The organism is Pseudomonas sp. H2_D02 (assembly GCF_054677635.1).
The window spans coordinates 2,462,764-2,485,930 of the sequence record NZ_CP162816.1; the positions used below are offsets into that span (position 1 = coordinate 2,462,764).

22 protein-coding genes and 3 pseudogenes are annotated in these 23,167 nt (G+C 61.3%); 24 read left to right on the top strand and 1 reads right to left on the bottom strand.

The features are described 5' to 3' along the window. The first annotated feature begins 26 nt into the window (after window positions 1-26). The 24 genes and pseudogenes from AB4N42_RS11450 to AB4N42_RS11565 all read left to right on the top strand — a co-directional run bounded on the left by AB4N42_RS11450 (window position 27) and on the right by AB4N42_RS11565 (window position 22,233). The gene (locus AB4N42_RS11450) at window positions 27-371 is read left to right on the top strand and encodes an Hpt domain-containing protein (RefSeq protein ID WP_030141079.1); all 345 of its coding nucleotides are present in this window, start codon (window positions 27-29) and stop codon (window positions 369-371) included. A gap of 85 nt (window positions 372-456) precedes the next feature. After that, complete coding sequence (locus AB4N42_RS11455) at window positions 457-1,821, top strand: flagellar hook-length control protein FliK (protein WP_460116201.1); 1,365 nt, start codon at window positions 457-459, stop codon at window positions 1,819-1,821. 233 nt (window positions 1,822-2,054) lie between these two features. After that, entirely contained in the window at window positions 2,055-2,558 is a 504-nt protein-coding gene (gene fliL, locus AB4N42_RS11460; protein WP_030141077.1) for a flagellar basal body-associated protein FliL, read from the top strand. Between the two features lie 10 nt (window positions 2,559-2,568). Continuing rightward, complete coding sequence (gene fliM, locus AB4N42_RS11465; protein WP_030141076.1) at window positions 2,569-3,537, top strand: flagellar motor switch protein FliM; 969 nt, start codon at window positions 2,569-2,571, stop codon at window positions 3,535-3,537. 60 nt (window positions 3,538-3,597) lie between these two features. Continuing rightward, the gene (gene fliN / locus AB4N42_RS11470; protein WP_030141075.1) at window positions 3,598-4,056 is read left to right on the top strand and encodes a flagellar motor switch protein FliN; all 459 of its coding nucleotides are present in this window, start codon (window positions 3,598-3,600) and stop codon (window positions 4,054-4,056) included. After that, window positions 4,057-4,494 carry a flagellar biosynthetic protein FliO gene (fliO, locus tag AB4N42_RS11475; protein WP_030141074.1) on the top strand — a complete coding sequence of 146 codons (438 nt, stop codon included), beginning with the start codon at window positions 4,057-4,059 and terminating at the stop codon, window positions 4,492-4,494. It abuts the gene before it with no gap. Next, window positions 4,494-5,244, top strand: a pseudogene (gene fliP / locus AB4N42_RS11480) (flagellar type III secretion system pore protein FliP). The gene fliO and the pseudogene fliP overlap by 1 nt, the downstream one beginning before the upstream one ends. Before the next feature lie 23 nt (window positions 5,245-5,267). Next, on the top strand, window positions 5,268-5,537 hold the full coding sequence (fliQ, locus tag AB4N42_RS11485; RefSeq protein WP_003184009.1) for a flagellar biosynthesis protein FliQ: 270 nt from the start codon (window positions 5,268-5,270) through the stop codon (window positions 5,535-5,537). Between the two features lie 10 nt (window positions 5,538-5,547). Beyond that, a complete protein-coding gene (gene fliR / locus AB4N42_RS11490) occupies window positions 5,548-6,324 on the top strand; it encodes a flagellar biosynthetic protein FliR (protein ID WP_437127698.1) in 777 nt (258 codons plus the stop codon). Between the two features lie 3 nt (window positions 6,325-6,327). Then, window positions 6,328-7,464 carry a flagellar biosynthesis protein FlhB gene (gene flhB, locus AB4N42_RS11495; RefSeq protein ID WP_030141071.1) on the top strand — a complete coding sequence of 379 codons (1,137 nt, stop codon included), beginning with the start codon at window positions 6,328-6,330 and terminating at the stop codon, window positions 7,462-7,464. A 375-nt stretch (window positions 7,465-7,839) separates the two neighbouring features. Next, window positions 7,840-9,969 carry a flagellar biosynthesis protein FlhA gene (flhA, locus tag AB4N42_RS11500; RefSeq protein ID WP_198797727.1) on the top strand — a complete coding sequence of 710 codons (2,130 nt, stop codon included), beginning with the start codon at window positions 7,840-7,842 and terminating at the stop codon, window positions 9,967-9,969. Window positions 9,970-9,980: 11 nt separating this feature from the next. Continuing rightward, entirely contained in the window at window positions 9,981-11,330 is a 1,350-nt protein-coding gene (gene flhF, locus AB4N42_RS11505) for a flagellar biosynthesis protein FlhF (protein WP_030141069.1), read from the top strand. 116 nt (window positions 11,331-11,446) lie between these two features. Next, window positions 11,447-12,277: a flagellar synthesis regulator FleN gene (fleN, locus tag AB4N42_RS11510; protein WP_003184001.1), complete on the top strand. Its 831-nt coding sequence runs from the start codon at window positions 11,447-11,449 to the stop codon at window positions 12,275-12,277. Beyond that, on the top strand, window positions 12,274-13,017 hold the full coding sequence (gene fliA / locus AB4N42_RS11515) for an RNA polymerase sigma factor FliA (RefSeq protein ID WP_030141068.1): 744 nt from the start codon (window positions 12,274-12,276) through the stop codon (window positions 13,015-13,017). The genes fleN and fliA overlap by 4 nt, the downstream gene beginning before the upstream one ends. 167 nt (window positions 13,018-13,184) lie before the next feature. Further along, window positions 13,185-13,556: a chemotaxis response regulator CheY gene (locus AB4N42_RS11520; RefSeq protein WP_003183998.1), complete on the top strand. Its 372-nt coding sequence runs from the start codon at window positions 13,185-13,187 to the stop codon at window positions 13,554-13,556. Between the two features lie 18 nt (window positions 13,557-13,574). Next, window positions 13,575-14,360, top strand: coding sequence for a protein phosphatase CheZ (locus AB4N42_RS11525; protein WP_460116202.1), 786 nt, complete (start codon window positions 13,575-13,577; stop codon window positions 14,358-14,360). Window positions 14,361-14,388: 28 nt separating this feature from the next. Then, window positions 14,389-16,651, top strand: a pseudogene (locus AB4N42_RS11530) (chemotaxis protein CheA). Between the two features lie 48 nt (window positions 16,652-16,699). After that, entirely contained in the window at window positions 16,700-17,839 is a 1,140-nt protein-coding gene (locus tag AB4N42_RS11535; RefSeq protein WP_460116203.1) for a protein-glutamate methylesterase/protein-glutamine glutaminase, read from the top strand. Then, window positions 17,839-18,579 carry a flagellar motor protein gene (locus tag AB4N42_RS11540; protein ID WP_030141064.1) on the top strand — a complete coding sequence of 247 codons (741 nt, stop codon included), beginning with the start codon at window positions 17,839-17,841 and terminating at the stop codon, window positions 18,577-18,579. The genes AB4N42_RS11535 and AB4N42_RS11540 overlap by 1 nt, the downstream gene beginning before the upstream one ends. Before the next feature lie 4 nt (window positions 18,580-18,583). Beyond that, complete coding sequence (gene motD, locus AB4N42_RS11545; RefSeq protein ID WP_030141063.1) at window positions 18,584-19,468, top strand: flagellar motor protein MotD; 885 nt, start codon at window positions 18,584-18,586, stop codon at window positions 19,466-19,468. 49 nt (window positions 19,469-19,517) lie between these two features. After that, window positions 19,518-20,309, top strand: a complete 792-nt coding sequence (locus AB4N42_RS11550) for a ParA family protein (RefSeq protein ID WP_030141062.1) — start codon at window positions 19,518-19,520, stop codon at window positions 20,307-20,309. Window positions 20,310-20,405: 96 nt separating this feature from the next. Continuing rightward, on the top strand, window positions 20,406-21,278 hold the full coding sequence (locus tag AB4N42_RS11555; protein WP_198797730.1) for a CheW domain-containing protein: 873 nt from the start codon (window positions 20,406-20,408) through the stop codon (window positions 21,276-21,278). A 72-nt stretch (window positions 21,279-21,350) separates the two neighbouring features. Further along, window positions 21,351-21,836: a chemotaxis protein CheW gene (locus tag AB4N42_RS11560; protein WP_024778681.1), complete on the top strand. Its 486-nt coding sequence runs from the start codon at window positions 21,351-21,353 to the stop codon at window positions 21,834-21,836. 1 nt (window position 21,837) lies between these two features. Next, on the top strand, window positions 21,838-22,233 hold the full coding sequence (locus tag AB4N42_RS11565; protein WP_030141059.1) for a DUF2802 domain-containing protein: 396 nt from the start codon (window positions 21,838-21,840) through the stop codon (window positions 22,231-22,233). A gap of 269 nt (window positions 22,234-22,502) precedes the next feature. Here AB4N42_RS11565 and AB4N42_RS11570 read toward each other — a convergent pair. Further along, window positions 22,503-22,802: pseudogene (locus tag AB4N42_RS11570) on the bottom strand (EscU/YscU/HrcU family type III secretion system export apparatus switch protein); the annotation flags it as partial. Window positions 22,803-23,167 lie beyond the last annotated feature (365 nt).

The window sequence follows — 23,167 nt, forward strand, 5'->3', positions numbered from 1 at the left end:
GCCAATCTTGATCAGGGAGCGAGCAAGTGAGTGAAATTCATCTCGATCGCGACGTGCTCAGCACGTTGAGGGAAGTCATGGAGGACGGGTATCCGGAATTGCTGGACACCTTCCTCGAGGATTCCGAAGCACGCCTGCGTGTGCTGCATGAAGCCAGGGACGCCGAAAAGCTGAGCGCCACGGCCCACAGTTTCAAGGGCAGTAGCAGCAACATGGGTGCCCTGCGCCTGGCTGAGCTGTGTGGTGAGCTGGAGCAACGCGCCAAACAGCCGTCGCTGGGTGGTATCGAAAAACTGGTCAATGAAATCGACAGCGAGTTTGCCTTCGTCCGCACGCTTTGCCGGGAAGAGCGTGAAGGCTTTCATTGCTGAAACGATGTCGTCCGACGCGTTGGCCCGTCCCTTGCATTGTCCTGTCTCGACTGCATCTTGATTCCAGTGCAGCGGAGACCATTTTATGCCTGTTACGCCCAATACACTCCTGCAGGCCACTGCTCCGGCCAAGCCGCAGGCCGCCGTCAATCCGCTGGCAGCGGGCCCGGAAGCCGGGAATAAAGCCTCCAGCTTCGCTCAGGTCTTCGCCAAGCAGGCCCCCGTCAAATCACCGACGGTCGTTGAGCCGTCGCTAAAGCCGGGGCGCGACAAGACTTCCGACACCTCCGTCAAAAAGGATGTCGACAGCGATACGGCTGCCGCTCCGGAGCCGGTGGTTGCCGATAGCGGCAAACCCTTGCCCGCCGACAAGCCGGCTGCTGCCGACGACAAGACTGCGCAGGATGACGATACCGAAGCGGCCGAGAAGCCCGTAGCGGACGCCGCGCCTGTCGATCCAACCCTTGATCCTGCGTTGTTGCCGGTCGTTGCGGTGACCACTGCCGAGGTTCAGCCCGCCCCCGTGGTGGTTGCGGCCGATGCTCAAGTCACCGCTGCGGTGGCGGCTGCCGTTGTTCCGACGACGGCGGCCAATGCCCCGGCACCCGTGACGGATCCGGAGTTCGACCCGCAAGCTGATCCGCTCGACGCGCTGCCAGCCTTGCGGTTGGCGATGGAGCAGGGCGGTCATGTGTCGGCTTCCAGCCAGGCGCAACCCAAGGCCGCCCCGACGTCCTCGCCCGATGGCGAACCGACCTCGGCCCAGACGTTTGCCGCCGGCATGGCCAGCATGCTCACTGTGCAAGCCGACCAGGACAGCACCGGTGCCGGCAGCCAGGGTGGCGACAAGGCGTTCAGTGGCCTGATCAGCGAAGGCCTAAAGGACCTGACCGCGGCTTCGAGCGATACCCGCGTCGATGACTTTGCCAATCGCTTGGCGGCACTGACCCAGGCCGCCACGCCGAAAACCGCCAACGCGGTGCCGGTCAACCAGCCCATCGCCATGAACCAGAGCGGCTGGACCGAGGAAGTGGTCAACCGGGTAATGTACTTGTCGAGCGCCAATCTCAAGGCGGCCGACATCCAGTTGCAGCCGGCCGAACTCGGGCGCCTGGACATCCGGGTGAACATGGTTCCGGACCAGCAGACCCAAGTCACCTTCATGAGCGCCCACGCTGGCGTTCGTGAAGCCCTCGAAGGCCAGATGCATCGCTTGCGCGACAGCTTTGCCCAGCAAGGCATGGGGCAGGTCGACGTGAACGTGTCGGATCAATCCCGTGGTTCGCAGAACCAGGACCAACAAGCCCAGCAGCAGGCCCAGGCCGGACGCACGACGTCCTCGGGCGGGCGGGTGGATTCGGTGGATGAAGCCGCTCCCGCCAGCATCGCTGAAGTGGCTGCCAGCACGACCAGCGTCATCGGCACCAGTGCGGTCGACTACTACGCCTGATTCAATGCAACAACCCCTGTGGGAGCGAGCTTGCTCGCGATAGCGGATTTGTCAGTCACCTTGTTCGGAACTGATCCACCGCTATCGCGAGCAAGCTCGCTCCCACATTGGTTTCTGCGGTCCCTGGAGATCGCATCAAGCTCGCTACTCCAAGTGCGGACACTTCTGGCATAACACTTGCTCCTGCCTAGCCATGCAACAGTGAACCCCCCGATTAGTGACGGATTATTGGCATGGCGAAGAGTGAAGCAGCAGCTGTAAAAGACCCTGCAACCAAAGGCAAACTCAAGATGATCATCCTGATCGTGGTGGGCTTGCTCCTGGCGATGGGCGTTTCGGTGGGGGCGACCTGGTATTTCATGCACAGCGCCCAAAGCAAGCCGGCACCGGCGGCGGAAGCCGCACCGGTGGGCAAGCAGCCGGCGATTTTCGAGCCCATGGCTCCGGCCTTCGTTGCCAACTACACCGTGAACGGTCGTCAACGCTACATGCAGGTCAGCATCACGTTGCAGGGCCGCAACCAGGCCGACCTGGAAGCGTTGCGTGTGCACATGCCATTGATCCGCAATAACCTGGTGATGCTGTTTTCCGGACAGAGTTTCGACACCCTCGCCACCCCGGTCGGCCAGGAAATGCTGCGTCAGAAAGCCACGGCCAGCGTGCAGGAAGTGGCCCAGAAAGAGCTTGGCAAAGTGGTGATCGAACAGTTGCTCTTCACTAACTTCGTATTGCAGTAGGAAACACGACATGGCCGTGCAGGACTTGTTGTCCCAGGACGAAATCGACGCGCTGTTGCACGGTGTCGACGACGGCCTGGTGCAAACCGAAAACGCTGCTGACCCGGGCAGCGTCAAAAGCTACGACCTGACCAGCCAGGACCGCATCGTTCGCGGACGCATGCCGACCCTGGAAATGATCAACGAGCGTTTCGCCCGCTACACCCGTATCAGCATGTTCAACATGCTGCGCCGCTCGGCCGACGTGGCCGTGGGTGGCGTGCAGGTGATGAAGTTCGGCGAATACGTGCACTCGCTGTACGTGCCCACCAGCCTCAACCTGGTGAAGATCAAGCCGCTGCGCGGTACGGCGCTGTTCATTCTTGATGCCAAACTGGTCTTCAAGCTGGTGGACAACTTCTTCGGCGGCGACGGTCGTCACGCCAAGATCGAAGGTCGCGAATTCACCCCGACGGAGCTGCGCGTCGTGCGCATGGTGCTGGAACAGGCCTTCGTCGACTTGAAGGAAGCCTGGCAGGCGATCATGGAAGTGAACTTCGAGTACATCAACTCGGAAGTGAACCCGGCCATGGCGAACATTGTCGGCCCGAGCGAAGCCATTGTCGTCTCGACGTTCCACATCGAACTCGACGGCGGCGGCGGCGACCTGCACGTGACCATGCCGTATTCGATGATCGAGCCGGTGCGTGAAATGCTCGACGCCGGTTTCCAGTCGGACCTCGACGACCAGGACGAACGCTGGATCAACGCCTTGCGCCAGGACGTGCTGGACGTCGACGTGCCGATCGGCGCGACGGTTGCCCGGCGCCAGCTGCGCCTGCGGGACATCCTGCACATGCAGCCGGGGGACATCATCCCCGTCGAGATGCCGGAAGACATGATCATGCGTGCCAATGGCGTGCCGGCCTTCAAGGTCAAGATGGGCTCTCACAAAGGCAACCTGGCGTTGCAGGTAATCGAGCCGATCGAACGCCGCTGAGCGCTGTCAATTTCTTAAGTTTTCGTTTTTAACTGAATTTTTGCCCGCCGAGGAAACATGATGGCTGACGATATGAATACCCAGGATGACCAGGCGCTGGCCGACGAGTGGGCTGCGGCCCTGGAAGAAACCGGCGACGCCGGGCAGGCCGACATCGATGCGTTGCTGGCAGCCGATACCGGCGCCCACGCGTCCAACCGCCTGCAGATGGAAGAGTTCGGCAGCGTGCCAAAAAGCAACGAGCAAGTGACGCTCGACGGGCCGAACCTGGACGTGATCCTCGACATCCCGGTGTCGATTTCCATGGAAGTGGGCAGCACCGACATCAACATCCGCAACCTGCTGCAGCTCAACCAGGGTTCGGTCATCGAACTCGATCGCCTGGCCGGTGAGCCGCTGGACGTGTTGGTCAACGGCACCTTGATCGCCCATGGCGAGGTGGTGGTGGTCAACGAGAAGTTCGGCATTCGCCTGACGGACGTGATCAGCCCGAGCGAACGCATCAAGAAGCTGCGCTGAATGAAAGGTTTTTTCGCCGCAGCCTTGATGCTGCCGTTCAGTGTGCTGGCGGCCGAGCCGGTGGCCAATGCGGCCGTTGCGCCGGCCAGTGGCAGCGGCATCGCCGGGCAGTTGGCGCAACTGGTGCTGGGGCTGCTCCTGGTGCTCGGGGTGATTTTCTTCCTGGCGTGGATGCTGCGGCGCGTGCAACAGGCGGGGCCCGCCGGCAAAGGTCAGGTCATCGACATCATCAGTTCCCGGGCGTTGGGCCCGCGGGATCGGCTGGTGCTGGTGCAGGTAGGCAACGAGCAGATCCTGCTGGGGCTGAGCCCCGGCACCATCACCGCGCTGCACGTTCTCAAGGAGCCGGTCCAGGTGCCCTCCGCTGAGCAGGCCACCCCCGAATTTGCCCAGCGGCTCATGGAACTGCTGGGTAAAGATCAAAAGGATAAAAAGTAATGCCGTTGCGCATTCTGTTGGCGTTGGCCCTGATGCTGGCTGCGCCGTTGGCGTTTGCCGCCGATCCGCTGTCGATCCCGGCGATCACCCTCGGCACCAATGCCGAAGGGGCACAGGAATACTCGGTCAGCCTGCAGATCCTGCTGATCATGACTGCGCTGAGTTTCATCCCGGCGTTTGTCATGCTGATGACCAGTTTCACTCGGATCATCATCGTCTTTTCCATCCTGCGCCAGGCGCTGGGGCTGCAACAGACGCCGTCGAACCAGATCCTCACCGGCATGGCGCTGTTCCTGACCATGTTCATCATGGCGCCGGTATTCGACCGGGTGAACCAGGACGCGCTGCAACCCTACCTGGCGGAAAAACTCAGTGCCCAGGACGCCGTGGCCAAGGCTCAGGTGCCGATCAAGGATTTCATGCTCGCCCAGACTCGCAGCAGCGACCTGGACCTGTTCATGCGCCTGTCCAAGCGCACCGACATCGCCAGTCCTGACCAGGCTCCGCTGACGATCCTGGTGCCGGCTGTTCGTGACGTCCGAGTTGAAGACTGCGTTCCAGATCGGTTTCATGATTTTCATCCCGTTCCTGATCATCGACCTGGTGGTCGCCAGTATCCTCATGGCCATGGGCATGATGATGCTGTCGCCGCTGATCATTTCCCTGCCGTTCAAGATCATGTTGTTTGTGCTGGTGGATGGCTGGGCGTTGATCATCGGCACCCTGGCGGGCAGTTTCGGCGGTGTCTAGACCACTTGCGCGGGTAACACGATATGACGCCTGAAGTTGCGGTAGACCTATTCCGCGAAGCCCTCTGGCTGACCACCATGATGGTTGCCATCCTGGTGATCCCGAGCCTGCTGGTGGGCCTGCTGGTGGCGATGTTCCAGGCCGCCACGCAGATCAACGAACAGACCTTGAGTTTCCTGCCGCGCCTGCTGGTGATGCTGGTCACGCTGATCGTCGCCGGTCCCTGGCTGGTGCAAACCTTCATGGAATACATCCTGCAGTTGTACGGCAGTATTCCGCAGTTGATCGGCTGACCGGATGTCGATGCTCGCGTTGACGGACACCCAGATCAGTAGCTGGGTGGCGTCGTTTGTCCTGCCGTTGTTCCGCGTCACTGCGGTGCTGATGAGCATGCCGGTCTTCGGCACGACCCTGGTGCCGGGGCGCGTGCGTCTGTATCTGGCCCTGGCGATCACCGTGGTCATCGCTCCCGGACTGCCGCCGATGCCGCCGGTCAATGCGCTGGATCTCAGTGCGTTGATGTTGGTGGCCGAACAGATCCTTATCGGCGCCTTGCTGGGCTTTTCGCTGCAATTGTTTTTCCAGGCATTCGTGGTCGCCGGGCAGATCATTTCGATCCAGATGGGCATGGCCTTCGCCTCGATGATCGACCCCACCAATGGCGTCAACACCGCGGTGATCGGGCAATTCCTGACGATGCTGGTGACGTTGTTGTTCCTGGCCATGAACGGGCACCTGGTGGTGTTCGAGGTCTTGACCGAGAGCTTCACGACGATGCCGGTGGGCAGCGCGATGCTGGTCAATCATTTCTGGGAGATCGCCGGCAAGCTTGGCTGGGTACTCGGCGCGGCCATGGTGCTGGTGTTGCCGGCGATCACCGCGTTGCTGGTGGTCAACATCGCCTTCGGCGTGATGACCCGGGCGGCCCCGCAGTTGAACATCTTCTCCATTGGCTTCCCGCTGACCCTGGTGTTGGGCATGGTGATTTTCTGGGTCAGCCTCGGGGACATCCTCAACCAGTACCAGCCGCTGGCCACCCAGGCCTTGCAGTTGTTACGCGACATGGCACAGGCGCGCTGAACCATGGCCGAGAGCGAAAGCGGTCAGGACAAGACAGAAGACCCCACGGAGAAGCGCAAGAAAGAATCCAGGGAAAAGGGCGAAATTGCGCGTTCCAAAGAACTCAATACCTTGGCGATCATGCTCGCCGGCGCTGGTGGCTTGCTGATCTACGGTGGTGGGCTGGCCTTGGATCTGCTGGAAATCATGCGCCTGAATTTTTCGCTGCCTCGGGAAGTGCTGCTCAGCCCTGGGGCCATGGCGCAGTACTTGTTGCATTCGGGCAAGATCGCCATCGTGGCGGTGCAGCCAGTGCTGATCTTCTTGTTGCTGGCCGCTTTCCTGGGGCCTATTTCCTTGGGCGGGTGGTTGTTTTCCGGTAAGACCATGGCGCCCAAGTTCAGCCGAATGAATCCTGCGAGTGGGCTCAAGCGGATGTTCTCCACAACGGCCCTGATGGAGCTGTTAAAAGCGCTTGGTAAGTTTTTCCTGGTTCTTTTCGTGGCGCTGACGGTATTGCAGGCTGATATCGATGACTTGCTGCGCATTGCCCATGAGCCGCTGGAACAGGCCATTATTCACAGCGTGCAACTGGTGGGCTGGAGCACCTTGTGGATGGCCTGTGGCTTGATCCTGATCGCCGCCATCGACGTGCCGATCCAGCTCTACCAAAGCAAGCAGAAGCTGATGATGACCAAGCAGGAAATCCGCGACGAATATAAGGATCAGGAGGGCAAGCCGGAGGTCAAGCAGCGGATCCGCCAGCTGCAGCGCGAGGTCTCCCAGCGCCGGATGATGGCGGCGATTCCCGACGCCGATGTAGTCATCACCAACCCGACCCACTATGCCGTCGCGCTCAAGTACGACCCGGACAAAGGCAATGCGCCGGTCCTCTTGGCCAAGGGCAGCGATTTCCTGGCGTTGAAGATCCGCGAGATCGCCGTCGCCAACGAAGTGATGCTGCTCGAATCCCCGGCATTGGCGCGGTCGATCTACTACTCCACCGAACTCGACCAGGAAATTCCGGGAGGCCTGTACCTGGCCGTGGCCCAGGTCCTGGCGTACGTCTACCAGATCCGCCAGCACCGCGCCGGCAAGGGCAAGCGCCCCGAACCGCTAAAGGACCTGCCGATCCCGCCGGATTTGCGCCGCGATTCCTGATCCCGGCTAACGAAAAGCTCTGTGGGAACTGATGCTGCTCAATCAAGGCAATCGATGAACCCGTGGCGAGGGAGCTTGCTCCCGCTGGGCCGCGAAGCGGCCCCTTAAGCCGCGAGATGCAGAGCATCAGGCACTCCGCACCCGCCGGTTTACGACTGCTTCGCAGCCGAGCGGGAGCAAGCTCCCTCGCCACAGATACATCATTTTTCTCGAGCGGACCGCAGGACCGCGTGGGTGCAGGCTCTCCCACAGGGCTGGATGTACGTCAAGCCGCTCTATTTCAGCCTCTCGCAAAAGTTGGAAAGCTTCTTGCAATACCCCGCCTGCGCCCCTCTCGGGCGTCAAAAGTTTGCTTCACAGGAACGGGGAATATTGGTGGATCGCTCTCAGTTACTCAGCACCGCGCGCAGCAACGTCGTAGACCTCAGCCGGGGTAATCTGGGCGTGCCGCTGTTGCTGCTGGTCATGCTCGCCATGATGATGCTGCCGGTGCCGCCGTTCCTGCTGGACGTGTTCTTCACGTTCAACATCGCCTTGTCGATCGTGGTCCTGCTGGTCTGCGTATACGCCCTGCGGCCGCTGGATTTCGCCGTCTTCCCGACCATCCTGCTGGTGGCGACACTGTTGCGCCTGGCGCTCAACGTGGCGTCCACCCGGGTGGTGATGATTCATGGCCAAGAAGGCCACGCCGCCGCCGGTAAGGTGATCCAGGCCTTCGGTGAGGTGGTGATCGGCGGTAACTACGTGGTCGGTATCGTGGTTTTTGCGATCTTGATGATCATCAACTTCGTCGTGGTGACCAAGGGCGCCGGGCGGATTTCCGAGGTGAGCGCACGTTTCACCCTCGATGCGATGCCCGGCAAGCAAATGGCGATCGACGCCGACCTCAACGCTGGCCTCATCGACCAGGGCCAGGCCAAGCTGCGACGCTTGGAAGTGGCCCAGGAAGCCGAGTTCTACGGTTCCATGGACGGTGCCAGCAAATTCGTGCGCGGTGACGCCATCGCCGGCCTGTTGATTCTGTTCATCAACCTGATCGGCGGCATGGCCGTCGGCATCTTCCAACATGGCATGACCTTCGGCGATGCCGGCAAGGTTTACGCCTTGTTGACCATCGGTGACGGTTTGGTGGCGCAATTGCCATCACTGCTGTTATCCACAGCCGCTGCGATCATGGTGACCCGTGCTTCGGGCTCCGAAGACATGGGCAAGCAGATCAGTCGCCAAATGTTCGCCTCGCCCAAGGCCCTGGCTGTTGCCGCCGGCCTGATGGCGGTGATGGGCCTGGTGCCTGGCATGCCGCATTTTTCCTTCCTGAGCATGGCGGCCCTGGCGGCTGGCGGTGCCTACCTGTTCTGGAAAAAGCAGAATGTGCAAAAGGTCCAGGCGTTGGAAGAGGTCAAGCGCCAGCAGGAACTGCTGCCATCGCCGGCTCGCGCCATGGAAACCAAGGAGCTGGGCTGGGACGACGTGACGCCGATCGACATGATTGGCCTGGAAGTCGGCTACCGCCTGATTCCATTGGTCGACCGCAACCAGGGTGGTCAACTGCTGGCGCGGATCAAGGGCGTGCGCAAGAAGCTGTCCCAGGACCTGGGCTTCCTGATGCCGACCGTGCACATCCGCGACAACCTCGACTTGGCGCCGAGCGCCTATCGCCTGACGCTCATGGGCGTGATCCTGGCCGAAGCCGAGATCTACCCGGACCGCGAGCTGGCGATCAACCCAGGTCAGGTCTACGGTTCGCTCAACGGTATTACCGCCAAGGATCCGGCTTTCGGCCTGGAAGCGGTGTGGATCGAAATCAGCCAGCGCGCCCAGGCCCAGTCCCTCGGCTATACCGTGGTGGACGCCAGCACGGTGGTGGCGACCCACTTGAACCAGATTCTGTACAAGCACTCCAGCGAGCTGATCGGTCACGAAGAAGTCCAGCAACTCCTGCAAGTACTGGCCAAAGGCTCGCCGAAGCTGGCTGAAGAGCTGGTGCCGGGCGTGGTTTCGCTGTCGCAATTGCTCAAGGTGTTGCAGGCGCTGTTGGCAGAACAGGTACCGGTGCGCGACATCCGCAGCATCGCCGAAGCGATCGCCAACAACGCTTCGAAGAGTCAAGATACCGCCGCCCTGGTGGCTGCGGTGCGGGTCGGCGTATCCCGTGCAATCGTCCAAAGCATTGTAGGCACTGAGTCTGAGCTGCCTGTGATCACTCTGGAACCAAGGTTGGAACAGATATTGCTCAATAGTCTGCAGAAGGCAGGACAAGGCTCGGAAGAGGGTGTCCTGCTGGAGCCAAGCATGGCCGAGAAGCTGCAACGCTCGTTGATCGACGCAGCCCAGCGGCAAGAGATGCAAGGCCAACCGGTGATCCTGCTGGTGGCCGGTCCGATTCGCGCGATGCTCTCGCGATTCGGGCGCCTCGCGGTCCCGGGGCTGCATGTGCTGGCGTACCAGGAAATACCGGATAACAAGCAAGTGACCATCGTTGCGACAGTAGGGCCCAACGGCTGAGGTAGTGGTTTATGCAAGTGAAGCGTTTTTTCGCCGCCGATATGCGTCAGGCCATGAAGCTGGTACGTGACGAGCTGGGCGCTGAAGCAGCCATCATTGGCAATCGCCGGATCGCTGGCGGTGTCGAGCTGACGGCTGCGCTGGATTACAAATTGTCGGCGCTGGCCCCGCGCGTTCCGAACATGGAACTCGAGGATGAGCTGCGCAAGACCCAGTCGCGTATCGCCAGCGCCCAGGCCGAATTGAGCCTGCGCAGCAGCGAAGGCGCGGCGAGCGCTGGCACCAATCGTCAATTGTTCGCCGGCCAGCCATTGACCGCAGGCCTGCCGCTGACCGCCGCCGAACCGCTGGTCGAGGCCACGCCGGCCGAGCCGCGTCGCCCGGAGCCGGCGCCTGCTGCGCCTGCCCGCGGTGTCGACCCGCGCGCCTTCGACTCGATGCGCTTCGAACTCAACAGCCTGCGTGAGCTGATGGAAGTCCAGCTCGGCTCGCTGGCCTGGAACCAACTGCAAGGCAGCCGTCCAGCCCAGGCCAACCTGTGGCGTCGCCTGCAACGCATTGGCTTGTCCGGCCCGTTGGCGCGCGATCTGCTGGCGCTGATCAACGGCATCGAAGAGCCTCGCCAGGCCTGGCGCATGCTGCTGGCGCACCTGGCGCGGATGATCGCCACGCCGGAAGTCGAGCCACTGGAGGAGGGCGGAGTGATCGCCATGGTCGGCCCGGCCGGCATGGGCAAGACCACCACCCTGGCCAAGCTCGCGGCCCGTTATGTCCTCAAGTACGGCGCGCAGAGTATCGCCCTGGTGAGCATGGACAGTTTCCGCATCGGCGCCCAGGAACAACTCAAGACCCTGGGTCGGATCCTCAATGTGTCGGTGACCCATGTGGACCCGGGCCAATCCCTGGCCCAGGCGCTGGAGCCGCTGATGCGCAAGCGCGTCGTGCTGATCGACACCGCCGGCCTGCAAGCCAGCGATCCGGCCCTGCGCATGCAGCTGGAAAGCCTGGCCGGACGTGGCATCAAGTCAAAAAATTATCTCGTGTTGGCAACCACCAGCCAGAAACAGGTTCTAACCGCCGCATACCACAGCTACAAACGCTGCGGGCTGGCCGGCTGCATCCTGACTAAGCTGGACGAAACGGCAAGCCTGGGCGAGGTGTTGAGCCTGGCGATCGGTCATGAACTACCGGTGGCCTACCTGACCGACGGGCCGCGGATCCCGGATGATTTGCATCTGCCGCGCCGTCATCAACTGGTCAGTCGTGCCGTGAGTGTGCAAATGCAGGAAGAACCCAGCGAAGAAGCCATGGCTGACATGTTCGCTGATATCTACCACAGCCCGACCAAGCAGGTTGGCTGAGGTATTCATGAATATTTTTTGTACCTACATCGATGGTCTGCCATGCATTGTTCCATATGTGAACGCGCAGCCAGTAATGTGGCCTCCGTCTAAGTAAGACAAGGTAAAGAACGAACATGGGCAGCATGCATCCCGTACAGGTGATCGCGGTGACCGGCGGCAAAGGTGGCGTCGGCAAGACTAACGTGTCAGTGAACTTGTCCCTGGCCCTGGCAGAGCTAGGCCGACGGGTCATGTTGCTGGACGCCGACCTGGGCCTGGCGAACGTCGACGTGCTGCTGGGGCTGACACCCAAGCGCACCCTGGCGGACGTGATCGAAGGCCGCTGTGAACTGCGCGACGTGCTCCTGCAGGGGCCCGGCGGGATTCGCATCGTGCCGGCCGCTTCCGGCACCCAGAGCATGGTGCACCTGACCCCGGCCCAGCACGCCGGCCTGATCCAGGCTTTCAGCGACATCGGCGACAACCTCGATGTGCTGGTGATCGACACGGCTGCCGGCATCGGTGACTCGGTGGTCAGTTTTGTCCGCGCCGCCCAGGAAGTCCTGCTGGTGGTCTGCGACGAACCGACGTCCATCACCGACGCCTACGCCCTGATCAAGCTGCTTAACCGCGACTATGGCATGAACCGGTTCCGCGTCCTGGCCAACATGGCCCAGAGCCCGCAGGAAGGACGCAACCTGTTCGCCAAGTTGACAAAGGTCACGGATCGCTTCCTGGACGTCGCCCTACAATACGTCGGCGCAGTGCCTTACGACGAAAGCGTACGCAAGGCCGTCCAGAAGCAACGTGCCGTATATGAAGCCTTTCCACGTTCCAAATGCGCGCTGGCGTTCAAGGCGATCGCCCAGAAGGTCGATACCTGGCCACTGCCCGCCAACCCACGCGGGCATCTGGAATTTTTCGTCGAGCGTCTTGTGCAACAAACAGCAGGGCCCGTGTTATGACAGCCAGCGGTTACAACCATCTCTACAAAAAATCGGCACGGGACGCCCAGTACGAATTGATCGAGCGTTACGCGCCATTGGTCAAGCGCATCGCCTATCACTTGCTGGCACGCTTGCCGGCCAGTGTCCAGGTCGAAGACCTGATCCAGGCGGGCATGATTGGCCTGCTGGAAGTGGCGAACAAATACGACGCCAGCAAAGGCGCCAGCTTCGAGACCTATGCCGGTATCCGCATTCGCGGCGCCATGCTCGATGAAGTCCGCAAGGGCGATTGGGCACCGCGTTCAGTGCACCGCAATACCCGTATGGTCAGTGACGCGATTCGCGCGATTGAAGCTAAAACCGGGCGTGACGCTAAAGATCATGAGGTTGCGGCCGAACTCCAATTGAGTCTCGACGATTATTACGGGATTTTGAACGATACCTTGGGCAGTCGCCTGTTCAGTTTCGACGACCTGTTGCAGGACGGCGAACACGAAGGGCTGCATGAGGATGGCGCAAGTGCTCACATGGAGCCATCGCGCGACCTGGAAGATGAACGCTTCCAGAGTGCGTTGGCGGAAGCGATTGCCAATTTGCCGGAGCGTGAGCGACTGGTCTTGGCGCTGTACTACGACGAAGAGCTGAACCTCAAGGAAATCGGTGAGGTCCTGGGGGTCAGCGAATCGCGGGTCAGCCAGTTACACAGCCAGTGCGCGGCCCGTTTGCGGGGGCGTTTGGGGGAGTGGCGAGCACGCTGACAGGCGGTGCGGAGATGCTGCGAGCGGGGCAGGCATGGCAAGTGCCACGCCAGTCTCCATCCGTTGTGCTCCAGACCGTTGTCGAGTGTTGTGCCGGATTGATTGAAATGGCGCGTTCAGGTGCTGGGCGCGTTTAAGACTGCTTGGAGGTCGAATTGGACAAGAACATGAAAATCCTCATCGTTGATGACTTCTCAACGATGCGGCGGATCATAAAAAACCTGTTGCGTGACCTTGGGTTCACCAACACGGTCGAGGCCGACGATGGCACCACTGCCATTCCGGTTCTCAACAGCGGGAGCATCGACTTTCTGGTGACTGACTGGAACATGCCTGGCATGACCGGTATCGACTTGCTGCGCCATGTGCGCGCCGACGAAAAACTCAAGCACCTCCCGGTGCTGATGGTGACTGCCGAAGCCAAGCGCGAGCAGATCATCGAAGCGGCCCAGGCCGGTGTAAACGGCTATGTGGTCAAACCCTTCACGGCCCAGGCGTTGAAAGAGAAGATCGAAAAAATCTTCGAACGCATCGGTTAACGGCGCCACGGGGGAGCTATGGACAACGAATCTTCAATGGGCGATTTCGAATCGACCCTGAAAAAACATGCCCGCGAACTGGTCGACAGCCTTGAAAAGGGCCGCTTCGGCGATGCGGTTCAAATGATTCATGAGCTCAACCAGACCCGGGATCGTGGTCTGTACCAGGAAGTCGGCAAGCTCACCCGTGAACTGCACAGCGCGATCGTCAATTTCCAGATCGATCCGAACATGCCGCAGGCCGAGGAAGTCTCGCAGATTACCGACGCAACCGAGCGCCTTGGCTATGTGGTCAAGCTGACCGAAGCCGCGGCCAACCGCACCATGGACCTGGTGGAAAGCGCAACGCCCCTGGTCAACGGCCTGAGCGAGGAAGCCCAGGCGTTGAGCACCGATTGGGGACGGTTCATGCGTCGCGAAGTCGGCGCCGAGGAATTTCGGGAGCTGGCCCGGCGGGTCGACGGTTTCCTGACACGCAGCAGCGCCGAGAACCGCGCCGTGGCAAGCAACCTCAACGACATTCTGTTGGCCCAGGATTACCAGGACCTCACCGGTCAGGTCATCAAGCGCGTGACCCAACTGGTCACCGAAGTGGAAAGCAATCTGCTCAAGCTGGTGTTGATGGCTAGCCAGGTCGACCGCTTTGCCGACATCGAACACGACCGTGAAGCGATGCTTGCTGAAAAAGATCCACAAAAACATCTCTCTCAGGGTGAAGGTCCGCAGATTCATGCCGATAAAAGAGAAGACGTTGTGTCCGGTCAGGACGATGTGGACGATTTGCTGTCCAGCCTTGGATTTTGATTTAGCCCTATTTTAGGAGCAGCCATTAATGAGCTTCGGCGCCGATGAAGAGATCCTTCAGGATTTCCTGGTTGAGGCCGGCGAGATTCTAGAGCAACTGTCCGAACAGCTGGTCGAGCTGGAAAGCCGACCTGATGATGCGGATCTGCTCAATGCAATTTTTCGCGGTTTCCACACTGTAAAAGGAGGCGCCGGCTTCCTCCAGCTCAATGAGCTGGTGGAGTGCTGCCACATTGCCGAGAACGTGTTCGACATCCTGCGCAAGGGTGAGCGTCGCGTCGACTCGGAACTGATGGACGTGGTGCTCGAAGCGCTGGATGCGGTCAACAGCATGTTCAGCGAAGTGCGCGAGCGCTCGCCGATCACCCCGGCCACACCCGAGCTGCTCGCCGCGCTGTCGCGCCTGGCCGAGCCGCAGTCGGCTGACGAAGCCGCGCCGGTGGCCGAGCCTGTTGTGGAAGAGCCGGTCGCCGAGGAATCGGGCGACATCACCGACCATGAATTCGAATCGCTGCTGGACTCGCTGAACGCCGTCAAGGCCGAAGCCGAGGCGCCAGCCGCACCTGCTGCGCCAGCCGCCGACGGCGCTGCCAGCGATGAAATTACCGACGATGAGTTCGAGTCGCTGCTTGACCAGTTGCACGGCAAGGGCCAGTTCGCCCCCGATGCGGTCGCAGCGCCGGCTGGCCCCGGCTGCGCCAAAGGCAGCGGGGGATAACTCCGACATTACCGACGACGAATTCGAGGCCTTGCTCGACCAGTTGCACGGCAAGGGCAACTTTGCCGTCGATGCGCTGGATTCGGCCATCGCCTCCGCGCCAAGCCCGGCCAAGCCAGCGGCCGCGGCAGCGGGCAGTGACCTGATCAGCGACCACGAATTCGAATCGCTGCTCGATGAGCTGCATGGCAAGGGCAAGTTCAGCGAAGTCGGCAAGGCTACCGCCGCGCCCGCCGCTGCAACCACCGCCGCCGCGACAGCCGCACCCGCCGCGAAGGCGGCGCCCAAGCCGGCCGCCAAGGCCCCGGAACCGAAGGCCGAGACACCGAAACCCGCTGCTGCCGCCGCGCCGGCGCCAGCCCGTGCTCCGGCGGCCGCGCCTGCGGAAAAACCGGCCAGCGAAGCCGAGACCACCGTTCGGGTCGACACCGCGCGCCTGGACGAGATCATGAACATGGTCGGCGAACTGGTGCTGGTGCGTAACCGCCTGGTGCGCCTGGGTCTCAACAGCCAGGACGAAGCCATGTCCAAGGCCGTGTCGAACCTCGACGTGGTCACGGCCGACTTGCAGACCGCGGTCATGAAGACCCGGATGCAGCCGATCAAGAAAGTCTTCGGGCGCTTCCCGCGCCTGGTTCGCGACCTGGCTCGCCAGCTCAAGAAAGAAATCAACCTGGAACTGGTGGGTGAAGAGACCGACCTCGACAAGAACCTTGTCGAAGCCCTGGCCGACCCGCTGGTCCACTTGGTGCGCAACGCGGTCGACCACGGCATCGAGTCGCCGGAAGAGCGCGAAGCCTCGGGCAAGGTCCGCAGCGGCAAGGTGATCCTGGCCGCCGAGCAGGAGGGCGACCACATCCTGTTGTCGATCTCCGACGACGGCAAGGGCATGGACCCGAACGTCCTCCGAGCGATCGCGGTGAAGCGTGGCGTGATGGACAAGGACGCGGCCGATCGCCTGAGCGACACCGAGTGCTACAACCTGATCTTCGCCCCGGGTTTCTCGACCAAGACCGAGATCTCCGACGTATCCGGTCGTGGCGTGGGCATGGACGTGGTGAAAACCAAGATTTCCCAGCTCAACGGCTCGATCAACATTTACTCGACCAAGGGCCAGGGCTCGAAGATCGTCATCAAGGTCCCGTTGACCCTGGCGATCATGCCAACCCTGATGGTGATGCTGGGCAACCAGGCGTTCGCCTTCCCGCTGGTCAACGTCAACGAGATTTTCCACCTCGACCTGTCGCGCACCAACGTGGTCGACGGCCAGGAAGTGGTCATTGTGCGGGACAAGGCGCTGCCGCTGTTCTACCTCAAGCGCTGGCTGGTCAGCTCCGCCGCCCATGTCGAGCAGGGCGAGGGCCACGTGGTGATCCTTTCGGTGGGCACCCAGCGGATCGGCTTCGTCGTCGACCAGTTGGTGGGCCAGGAAGAAGTGGTCATCAAGCCGTTGGGCAAGATGCTCCAGGGCACCCCGGGCATGTCCGGCGCCACCATCACCGGCGACGGCCGCATCGCGTTGATCCTCGATGTGCCAAGCATGCTCAAGCGCTACGCCGCCCGGCGTATTTGATTCTGGAGGGGCGCGGCCCGACGCCGCGCCTCGTCTAACGGAGTGTTTATGGTAGTTAAAGTCCTGGTGGTGGACGATTCGGGGTTTTTCCGCCGCCGCGTCTCGGAAATTCTTTCGGCGGACACGAGCATTCAGGTCGTCGGTACGGCGACCAACGGCAAAGAGGCAATCGATCAGGCCCTGGCGCTCAAGCCGGACGTGATCACCATGGACTACGAGATGCCGATGATGGACGGCATCACGGCGGTGCGGCATATCATGCAGCGCTGCCCGACCCCGGTCTTGATGTTCTCCTCCCTGACCCATGAAGGCGCTCGGGTCACGCTCGATGCGCTGGACGCCGGGGCGGTGGATTTCCTGCCGAAGAACTTCGAGGACATTTCGCGCAACCCGGACAAGGTCCGCCAGTTGCTGTGCGAGAAGGTCCACAGCATTTCCCGCAGCAACCGCCGCGTCAGTGCCTACAGCGCACCGGCGCCTGCGCCGACTGCTGCCCCAACGCCAACGCCAACGCCGTCTTCGTCTTCGTCGAGCAGCTTCAATCCGGCGCCGGTTCGCAGTGCTCCGGCACCTGCACCTGCGCGCCCGGCGCCAGCCAGCCCGTCGTCGCCAGCGCCCAAGCGCAAGGCCTACAAACTGGTTGCCATCGGCACGTCTACCGGTGGTCCGGTGGCACTGCAACGGGTCCTGACCCAATTGCCGGCCAACTTCCCGGCACCAATCGTGTTGATCCAGCACATGCCCGCGGCCTTCACCAAGGCGTTTGCCGAGCGCCTGGACAAACTCTGCCGCATCAGCGTCAAGGAAGCCGAGGATGGCGACATCCTGCGGCCAGGCCTGGCGCTGCTGGCACCGGGCGGCAAGCAGATGATGATCGACGGTCGTGGCGCGGTGAAGATCCTGCCGGGCGACGAGCGCTTGAACTACAAGCCTTGCGTCGATATCACCTTCGGTTCCGCGGCGAAATCCTACGGTGACAAAGTTCTGGCGGTGGTCCTCACCGGCATGGGCGCCGACGGTCGTGAGGGTGCCCGCTTGCTCAAGCAGGGCGGCAGCGCGATCTGGGCCCAGGATGAAGCCAGCTGCGTGATCTACGGCATGCCGATGGCGATCGTCAAAGCCGACCTCGCCGATGCGGTCTACAGCCTGGATGACATGGGTAAAAATCTGGTCGAGGCCTGCCTGTAATGGATGTGCTCAGCCTGATCGGCATCATCATGGCGTTCGTCGCCATCATCGGTGGCAACTATCTGGAAGGCGGCCACCTTGGCGCGCTGGCCAACGGTCCCGCCGCATTGATCGTGCTCGGTGGCACCGTTGGCGCTGCGCTGTTGCAGTCGCCCATGAGCGCCTTCAAGCGGGCCATGCAGGTCCTGGTGTGGATTCTGTTCCCGCCTCGGGTCGACCTGGCCGGCGGCATCGACCGCGTGGTGAACTGGAGCCTGACCGCTCGCAAGGAAGGCCTGCTGGGCCTGGAAGGCGTGGCCGACGCCGAACCCGACAACTACTCGCGCAAGGGCTTGCAGTTGCTGGTGGACGGCGCCGAACCCGAAGCGATCCGCAGCATCCTGGAAGTGGATTTCTACACCCAGGAAGCCCGCGACATCGAAGCGGCGAAAGTGTTCGAGAGCATGGGCGGCTACGCGCCGACCATCGGCATCATCGGTGCGGTCATGGGCCTGATCCACGTGATGGGCAACCTGGCCGACCCGTCGCAACTGGGCAGCGGCATCGCCGTGGCCTTCGTCGCCACCATCTATGGCGTGGCGAGTGCCAACCTGGTGCTGCTGCCGATCGCGGCCAAGCTCAAGTCCATCGCGCTGCGCCAGTCGCGCTACCGCGAAATGTTGCTGGAAGGGATCCTGTCGATCGCCGAAGGTGAAAACCCGCGTTCCATCGAGTTGAAGCTCCAGGGCTTCATGGACTAAGGCCATGGCACGTCGCAGAAATCACGAAGAACACGTCAACCATGAACGCTGGCTCGTTTCCTACGCCGACTTCATCACGCTGCTGTTCGCCTTTTTCGTGGTCATGTATTCGATCTCTTCGGTCAACGAAGGCAAGTACAAAGTCATTTCCGAGGCGTTGATCGGTGTCTTTACCGATTCCGACCGGGCCCTCAAGCCTATTCCGATTGGCGAGGAGCGGCCCAAGACCGTGACTCCCGCCAAGCCGCTGGTCAAGGATGCCGAACAGGTCGACGCCGGCATTGCCGGTAGCAGCGATCCGTTGAAGAGCATTGCCGATGACATCAGCGCCGCGTTCGGCGACCTGATCAGCTCAAACCAGATGACCGTGCGTGGCAACGAGTTGTGGGTTGAGATCGAACTCAACTCCAGCCTGCTGTTTGGCAGCGGCGACGCCATGCCCAGCGACATGGCCTTCAACATCATCGACAAGGTCGCGGCGATCCTGAAGCCGTTCGACAACCCGATCCACGTCGAAGGCTTCACTGACGACCAGCCGATCCGCACCGCGCAGTACCCGACCAACTGGGAGCTGTCTTCGGCCCGTTCGGCGAGCATCGTCCGCATGCTCGCCATGCAGGGTGTCAACCCCGGTCGCCTGGCGTCGGTGGGTTATGGCGAGTTCCAGCCGGTGGCCAACAACGCCACCGCAGAAGGGCGCGCGCGCAACCGGCGGGTGGTGCTGGTGGTCTCGCGCAACCTCGATGTGCGTCGCAGCCTGACCGGCACCGGCACGGCCAATGCAAAACCGGATGCGGCATTGAAGCGGGCTGGCACACAAACTGCACCGACCCCGGTCAAGTCGCCGGTAAGACAGAACGCCGTCAATTCTCCGTCACCGGCTTTATAACCGAGCTATTTCTCGGTCGAGCGCGTCTCGACCGGGAGGAACGATCCGAATGAGAGTCTGGGCAGTCGCCAATCAAAAAGGTGGTGTGGGCAAAACCACATCCTCCATCGCTCTAGCCGGTTTGCTGGCTGAGGCGGGTAAGCGCGTGGTCATCGTCGATCTGGACCCCCACGGCTCGATGACCAGTTATTTCGGCTACGATCCCGACAGCCTGGAACACAGCAACTACGACCTGTTCCTGCACAAGGGCACTGTGCCCGAGGGCTTGCCGGGGCAATTGCTGCTGTCGACCAGTGATGAGCGGATTTCCCTGTTGCCGTCGAGCACTGCCTTGGCCACCCTGGAGCGCCAGTCGCCGGGCCAGAGCGGCCTTGGCCTGGTGATCGCCAAGAGTCTGGCGCAACTGTGGCAGGATTTCGATTACGCGATCATCGACAGCCCGCCGTTGCTGGGGCTGCTGATGGTCAACGCGTTGGCGGCCAGCCAGCAGTTGGTGATCCCGGTGCAGACCGAACACTTGGCGGTGAAAGGCCTGGAACGCATGGTCAACACCCTGGCGATGGTCAACCGTTCCCGCAAGCAATCGTTGGCGTTCAATATCGTGCCGACCTTGTTCGACCGTCGCACTCAGGCGTCCCTCGGTACCCTGCGGGTGTTGCGCGACATGTACCCGGATGACATCTGGCAAGGCTACATCCCGGTCGATACCCGCCTGCGAGACGCCAGCCGTGCCGGTGTGACGCCGTCGCAGTTCGATGGCAAAAGCCGCGGTGTTCTGGCCTATCGCGCGCTCCTCAAGCATCTGCTGGCCCAGCAGCTCGTCCCGCAGCAGGTGGCTTAAGGTGAGCAGTTTCTCCATGAACGGAGCGTTCGCTCGCCGGTCCTCAAGTCCTGGCGCATTCATGCCGATAACCTTTTCAAGTGGCGCACAGTTCTCATGAACCGGCCGATCAAGACAACTTCGCGTCCGCAAATGGCCTTGCAGTCCTATCTGGATGGGCTCTTGCAGGAAGCGACCGAAGAATTGCCAGCGCCGCCGAGCGCGGTCGAGGCATTGCCCGAGCCCGTCGAAGCCGAGGTGGTGCTGGACGAGTTTCAGGCGGCCGTGCTCGAAGAGCAGGCCCGTGACGCACAAGCGTCGGTGATTGTTGCTGCGGTCGAGGCACCGTTCATCAAGCCTCAGGTGGCGGTGATGGAAGCCCCCGCGCCAATCCTGGCGCCGGTCTCCACCGTCGCCCCGTTGCTACAGGGGCTGGTGACGCCGGTGGTGGAAATCCACCTGCCGCCGAGCAATACGCCACCGCCGGTGCAGGTCGATGACCGTCCGGCGTGGGCCGCGGAGCCGTTCGAATGCTTGTTGTTCGACGTGGCCGGGTTGACGCTGGCGGTGCCGCTGGTCTGCCTGGGATCGATCTACTCCCTGGCCGGCCAGGAATTGACGCCGTTGTTTGGCCAGCCGGAGTGGTTCCTCGGAATCCTGCCGAGCCAGGCCGGCAACCTGAAGGTGCTGGATACCGCGCGCTGGGTCATGCCGGACCGTTATCGCGATGATTTTCGCCAAGGCCTGCAGTACGTGATTTCGGTGCAAGGTTACGAATGGGGATTGGCGGTGCATCAGGTCAGCCGTTCGCTGCGCCTGGACCCGAACGAGATCAAGTGGCGCAGCCATCGAGGGCAACGGCCATGGCTGGCCGGTACGGTGATCGAACACATGTGCGCCTTGCTGGACGTTTCCGAACTGGCGGAGCTGATCGCCAGCGGCGGGGCAAAACACCTGGACGGCGGCAAGCCGGTCCGGAAACCGAAATAAGACAACCGGCGACGCAAGGCGCCGCCGGACAGAACACACACCGCCACAGGCGGTTTTTCGAGGGGTCAGGGTATGAATGATAAGGCGTCGTCTCTCAAGGGTTCCGAAGATCCGATCTTGCAATGGGTGACGTTCAAGCTCGATAACGAAACCTACGGCATCAACGTCATGCGCGTGCAGGAAGTGCTGCGCTACACCGAGATCGCCCCGGTTCCGGGTGCGCCAAGCTACGTGCTGGGCATCATCAACCTGCGCGGTAACGTCGTGACCGTCATCGACACCCGCCAGCGTTTCGGCTTGAATTCCACCGAGGTCAACGACAACACCCGTATCGTAATCATCGAGGCCGACAAGCAAGTGGTCGGTATCCTGGTCGATAGCGTGGCCGAAGTGGTTTACTTGCGTCAGTCGGAAATCGAAACCGCGCCTAACGTCGGTAACGAAGAATCGGCGAAGTTCATCCAGGGCGTCTGCAACAAGAACAATGAGTTGCTGATCCTGGTCGAACTGGAAAAAATGATGAGCGAAGAAGAGTGGTCGGAACTGGAGAGTATCTGATTTGATTCTTGAGGTAGCAGTCATTGTCCTGTTCCTTTTCTGGGCAGGCACGCTGGCGATGTTTTTGTCCTACATACGTGGCCAGCGGGATATCGCCGCTCAACAGGCCCAGGGTGATGCGCTGCGCGACCAGCGCATCAAGGACCTGGCCAAGCGTGTCGACGACTATCAGAACGGCACCGTGCGCATGGGCGAAGCGCTCCATGAGCTGCGTGCCGTGGTCGCGCCGTTGCCGGACAAACTCGCCCAACTGGAACAGCGCGACCCCTCCAGCCTGTCCTTCGCTCAGGCCGCCCGACTGGTCGGCATGGGCGCCAGCATCGACGAACTGACCCAGGCGTGCGGCCTGACCCAGGCCGAGGCGGAATTGATGAGCAAGTTGCACAAGGGCGGTTGATCTTTAGCTATCACCCAAGACCAATGTGGGAGCGAGCTTGCTCGCGATAGCGGTGTGACAGTCAACCCATGTGTTGAATGTGCGACCGCCTTCGCGAGCAGGCTCGCTCCCACAGGTTTTTCTGGCGGGTACATCAATCATCCCAGCCAAGCCACCTGTGGCGAGGGAGCTTGCTCCCGCTGGGTTCCGCAGCGACCCCGGGCTTTTTACGACTGCTGCGCAGCCGAGCGGGAGCAAGCTCCCTCGCCACGGGATAGTGCCTTCAGCGACTAGTAATCATCCCCACGTTCCGTCACATCTTTCTCCACACTCGGCGCATGCGGGTCAAAACCTTGCGGGAACTTGCCCTTCAGGTTCCACGCAAACGCGATGATCTCGGCAATCGTGCGGTACAGCTCTTCTGGAATGCTGTCCCCCAGTTCCATCCGCGCAAGCAGCTTCACCAACTCGGCATTCTCATAGATCGGCACTTCGCTTTCCCGGGCGATGCGCAGGATTTCCTCGGCCAGGGCTTCGTCGCCCTTGGCGGTGAGGGTTGGGGCGTGGTGGCCGTCGTACTTGAGGGCAAGCTTGCAATCGAACTAAAAGTGGCCTTTTTAGTTTCTAACAATACGAAAGTTAAAGGCGATTGAAGTTTCGGTTGGCTTCTTGTCCTGGAGCCTACGCCTTCGTAGTCCATTACCTACAATTTTTTCGGATCGCGCTGACTTGTGATAGTTGCCGGTCGTCGGTAGTTTTATAACCGTTGGAATAGTTTGTTTGTCTGACTGCCTAGGGCAACGTTTATCAATAAAGGCTTGAAGATGAATTGTGATGTTTAAGTAAATGGTTTGTGGCTCGGTGTCGAAACGGTCTATTAGTAGGTTTGCCTATTTGCTAATTGAACGGGTGCCTACGCTGAAAGCTCCATCTGATATCGCATAATTAGAGAATA

Excerpts from the sequence above, each read along its gene's own strand:
- AB4N42_RS11455 (WP_460116201.1), top strand. The coding sequence starts at position 457 with ATGCCTGTTACGCCCAATACACTCCTGCAGGCCACTGCTCCGGCCAAG.
- fliL (WP_030141077.1), top strand. The coding sequence starts at position 2,055 with ATGGCGAAGAGTGAAGCAGCAGCTGTAAAAGACCCTGCAACCAAAGGC.
- fliM (WP_030141076.1), top strand. The coding sequence starts at position 2,569 with ATGGCCGTGCAGGACTTGTTGTCCCAGGACGAAATCGACGCGCTGTTG.
- fliN (WP_030141075.1), top strand. The coding sequence starts at position 3,598 with ATGGCTGACGATATGAATACCCAGGATGACCAGGCGCTGGCCGACGAG.
- fliO (WP_030141074.1), top strand. The coding sequence starts at position 4,057 with ATGAAAGGTTTTTTCGCCGCAGCCTTGATGCTGCCGTTCAGTGTGCTG.
- fliQ (WP_003184009.1), top strand. The coding sequence starts at position 5,268 with ATGACGCCTGAAGTTGCGGTAGACCTATTCCGCGAAGCCCTCTGGCTG.
- fliR (WP_437127698.1), top strand. The coding sequence starts at position 5,548 with ATGCTCGCGTTGACGGACACCCAGATCAGTAGCTGGGTGGCGTCGTTT.
- flhB (WP_030141071.1), top strand. The coding sequence starts at position 6,328 with ATGGCCGAGAGCGAAAGCGGTCAGGACAAGACAGAAGACCCCACGGAG.
- flhF (WP_030141069.1), top strand. The coding sequence starts at position 9,981 with ATGCAAGTGAAGCGTTTTTTCGCCGCCGATATGCGTCAGGCCATGAAG.
- fleN (WP_003184001.1), top strand. The coding sequence starts at position 11,447 with ATGGGCAGCATGCATCCCGTACAGGTGATCGCGGTGACCGGCGGCAAA.
- fliA (WP_030141068.1), top strand. The coding sequence starts at position 12,274 with ATGACAGCCAGCGGTTACAACCATCTCTACAAAAAATCGGCACGGGAC.
- AB4N42_RS11520 (WP_003183998.1), top strand. The coding sequence starts at position 13,185 with ATGAAAATCCTCATCGTTGATGACTTCTCAACGATGCGGCGGATCATA.
- AB4N42_RS11525 (WP_460116202.1), top strand. The coding sequence starts at position 13,575 with ATGGACAACGAATCTTCAATGGGCGATTTCGAATCGACCCTGAAAAAA.
- AB4N42_RS11535 (WP_460116203.1), top strand. The coding sequence starts at position 16,700 with ATGGTAGTTAAAGTCCTGGTGGTGGACGATTCGGGGTTTTTCCGCCGC.
- AB4N42_RS11540 (WP_030141064.1), top strand. The coding sequence starts at position 17,839 with ATGGATGTGCTCAGCCTGATCGGCATCATCATGGCGTTCGTCGCCATC.
- motD (WP_030141063.1), top strand. The coding sequence starts at position 18,584 with ATGGCACGTCGCAGAAATCACGAAGAACACGTCAACCATGAACGCTGG.
- AB4N42_RS11550 (WP_030141062.1), top strand. The coding sequence starts at position 19,518 with ATGAGAGTCTGGGCAGTCGCCAATCAAAAAGGTGGTGTGGGCAAAACC.
- AB4N42_RS11555 (WP_198797730.1), top strand. The coding sequence starts at position 20,406 with ATGAACCGGCCGATCAAGACAACTTCGCGTCCGCAAATGGCCTTGCAG.
- AB4N42_RS11560 (WP_024778681.1), top strand. The coding sequence starts at position 21,351 with ATGAATGATAAGGCGTCGTCTCTCAAGGGTTCCGAAGATCCGATCTTG.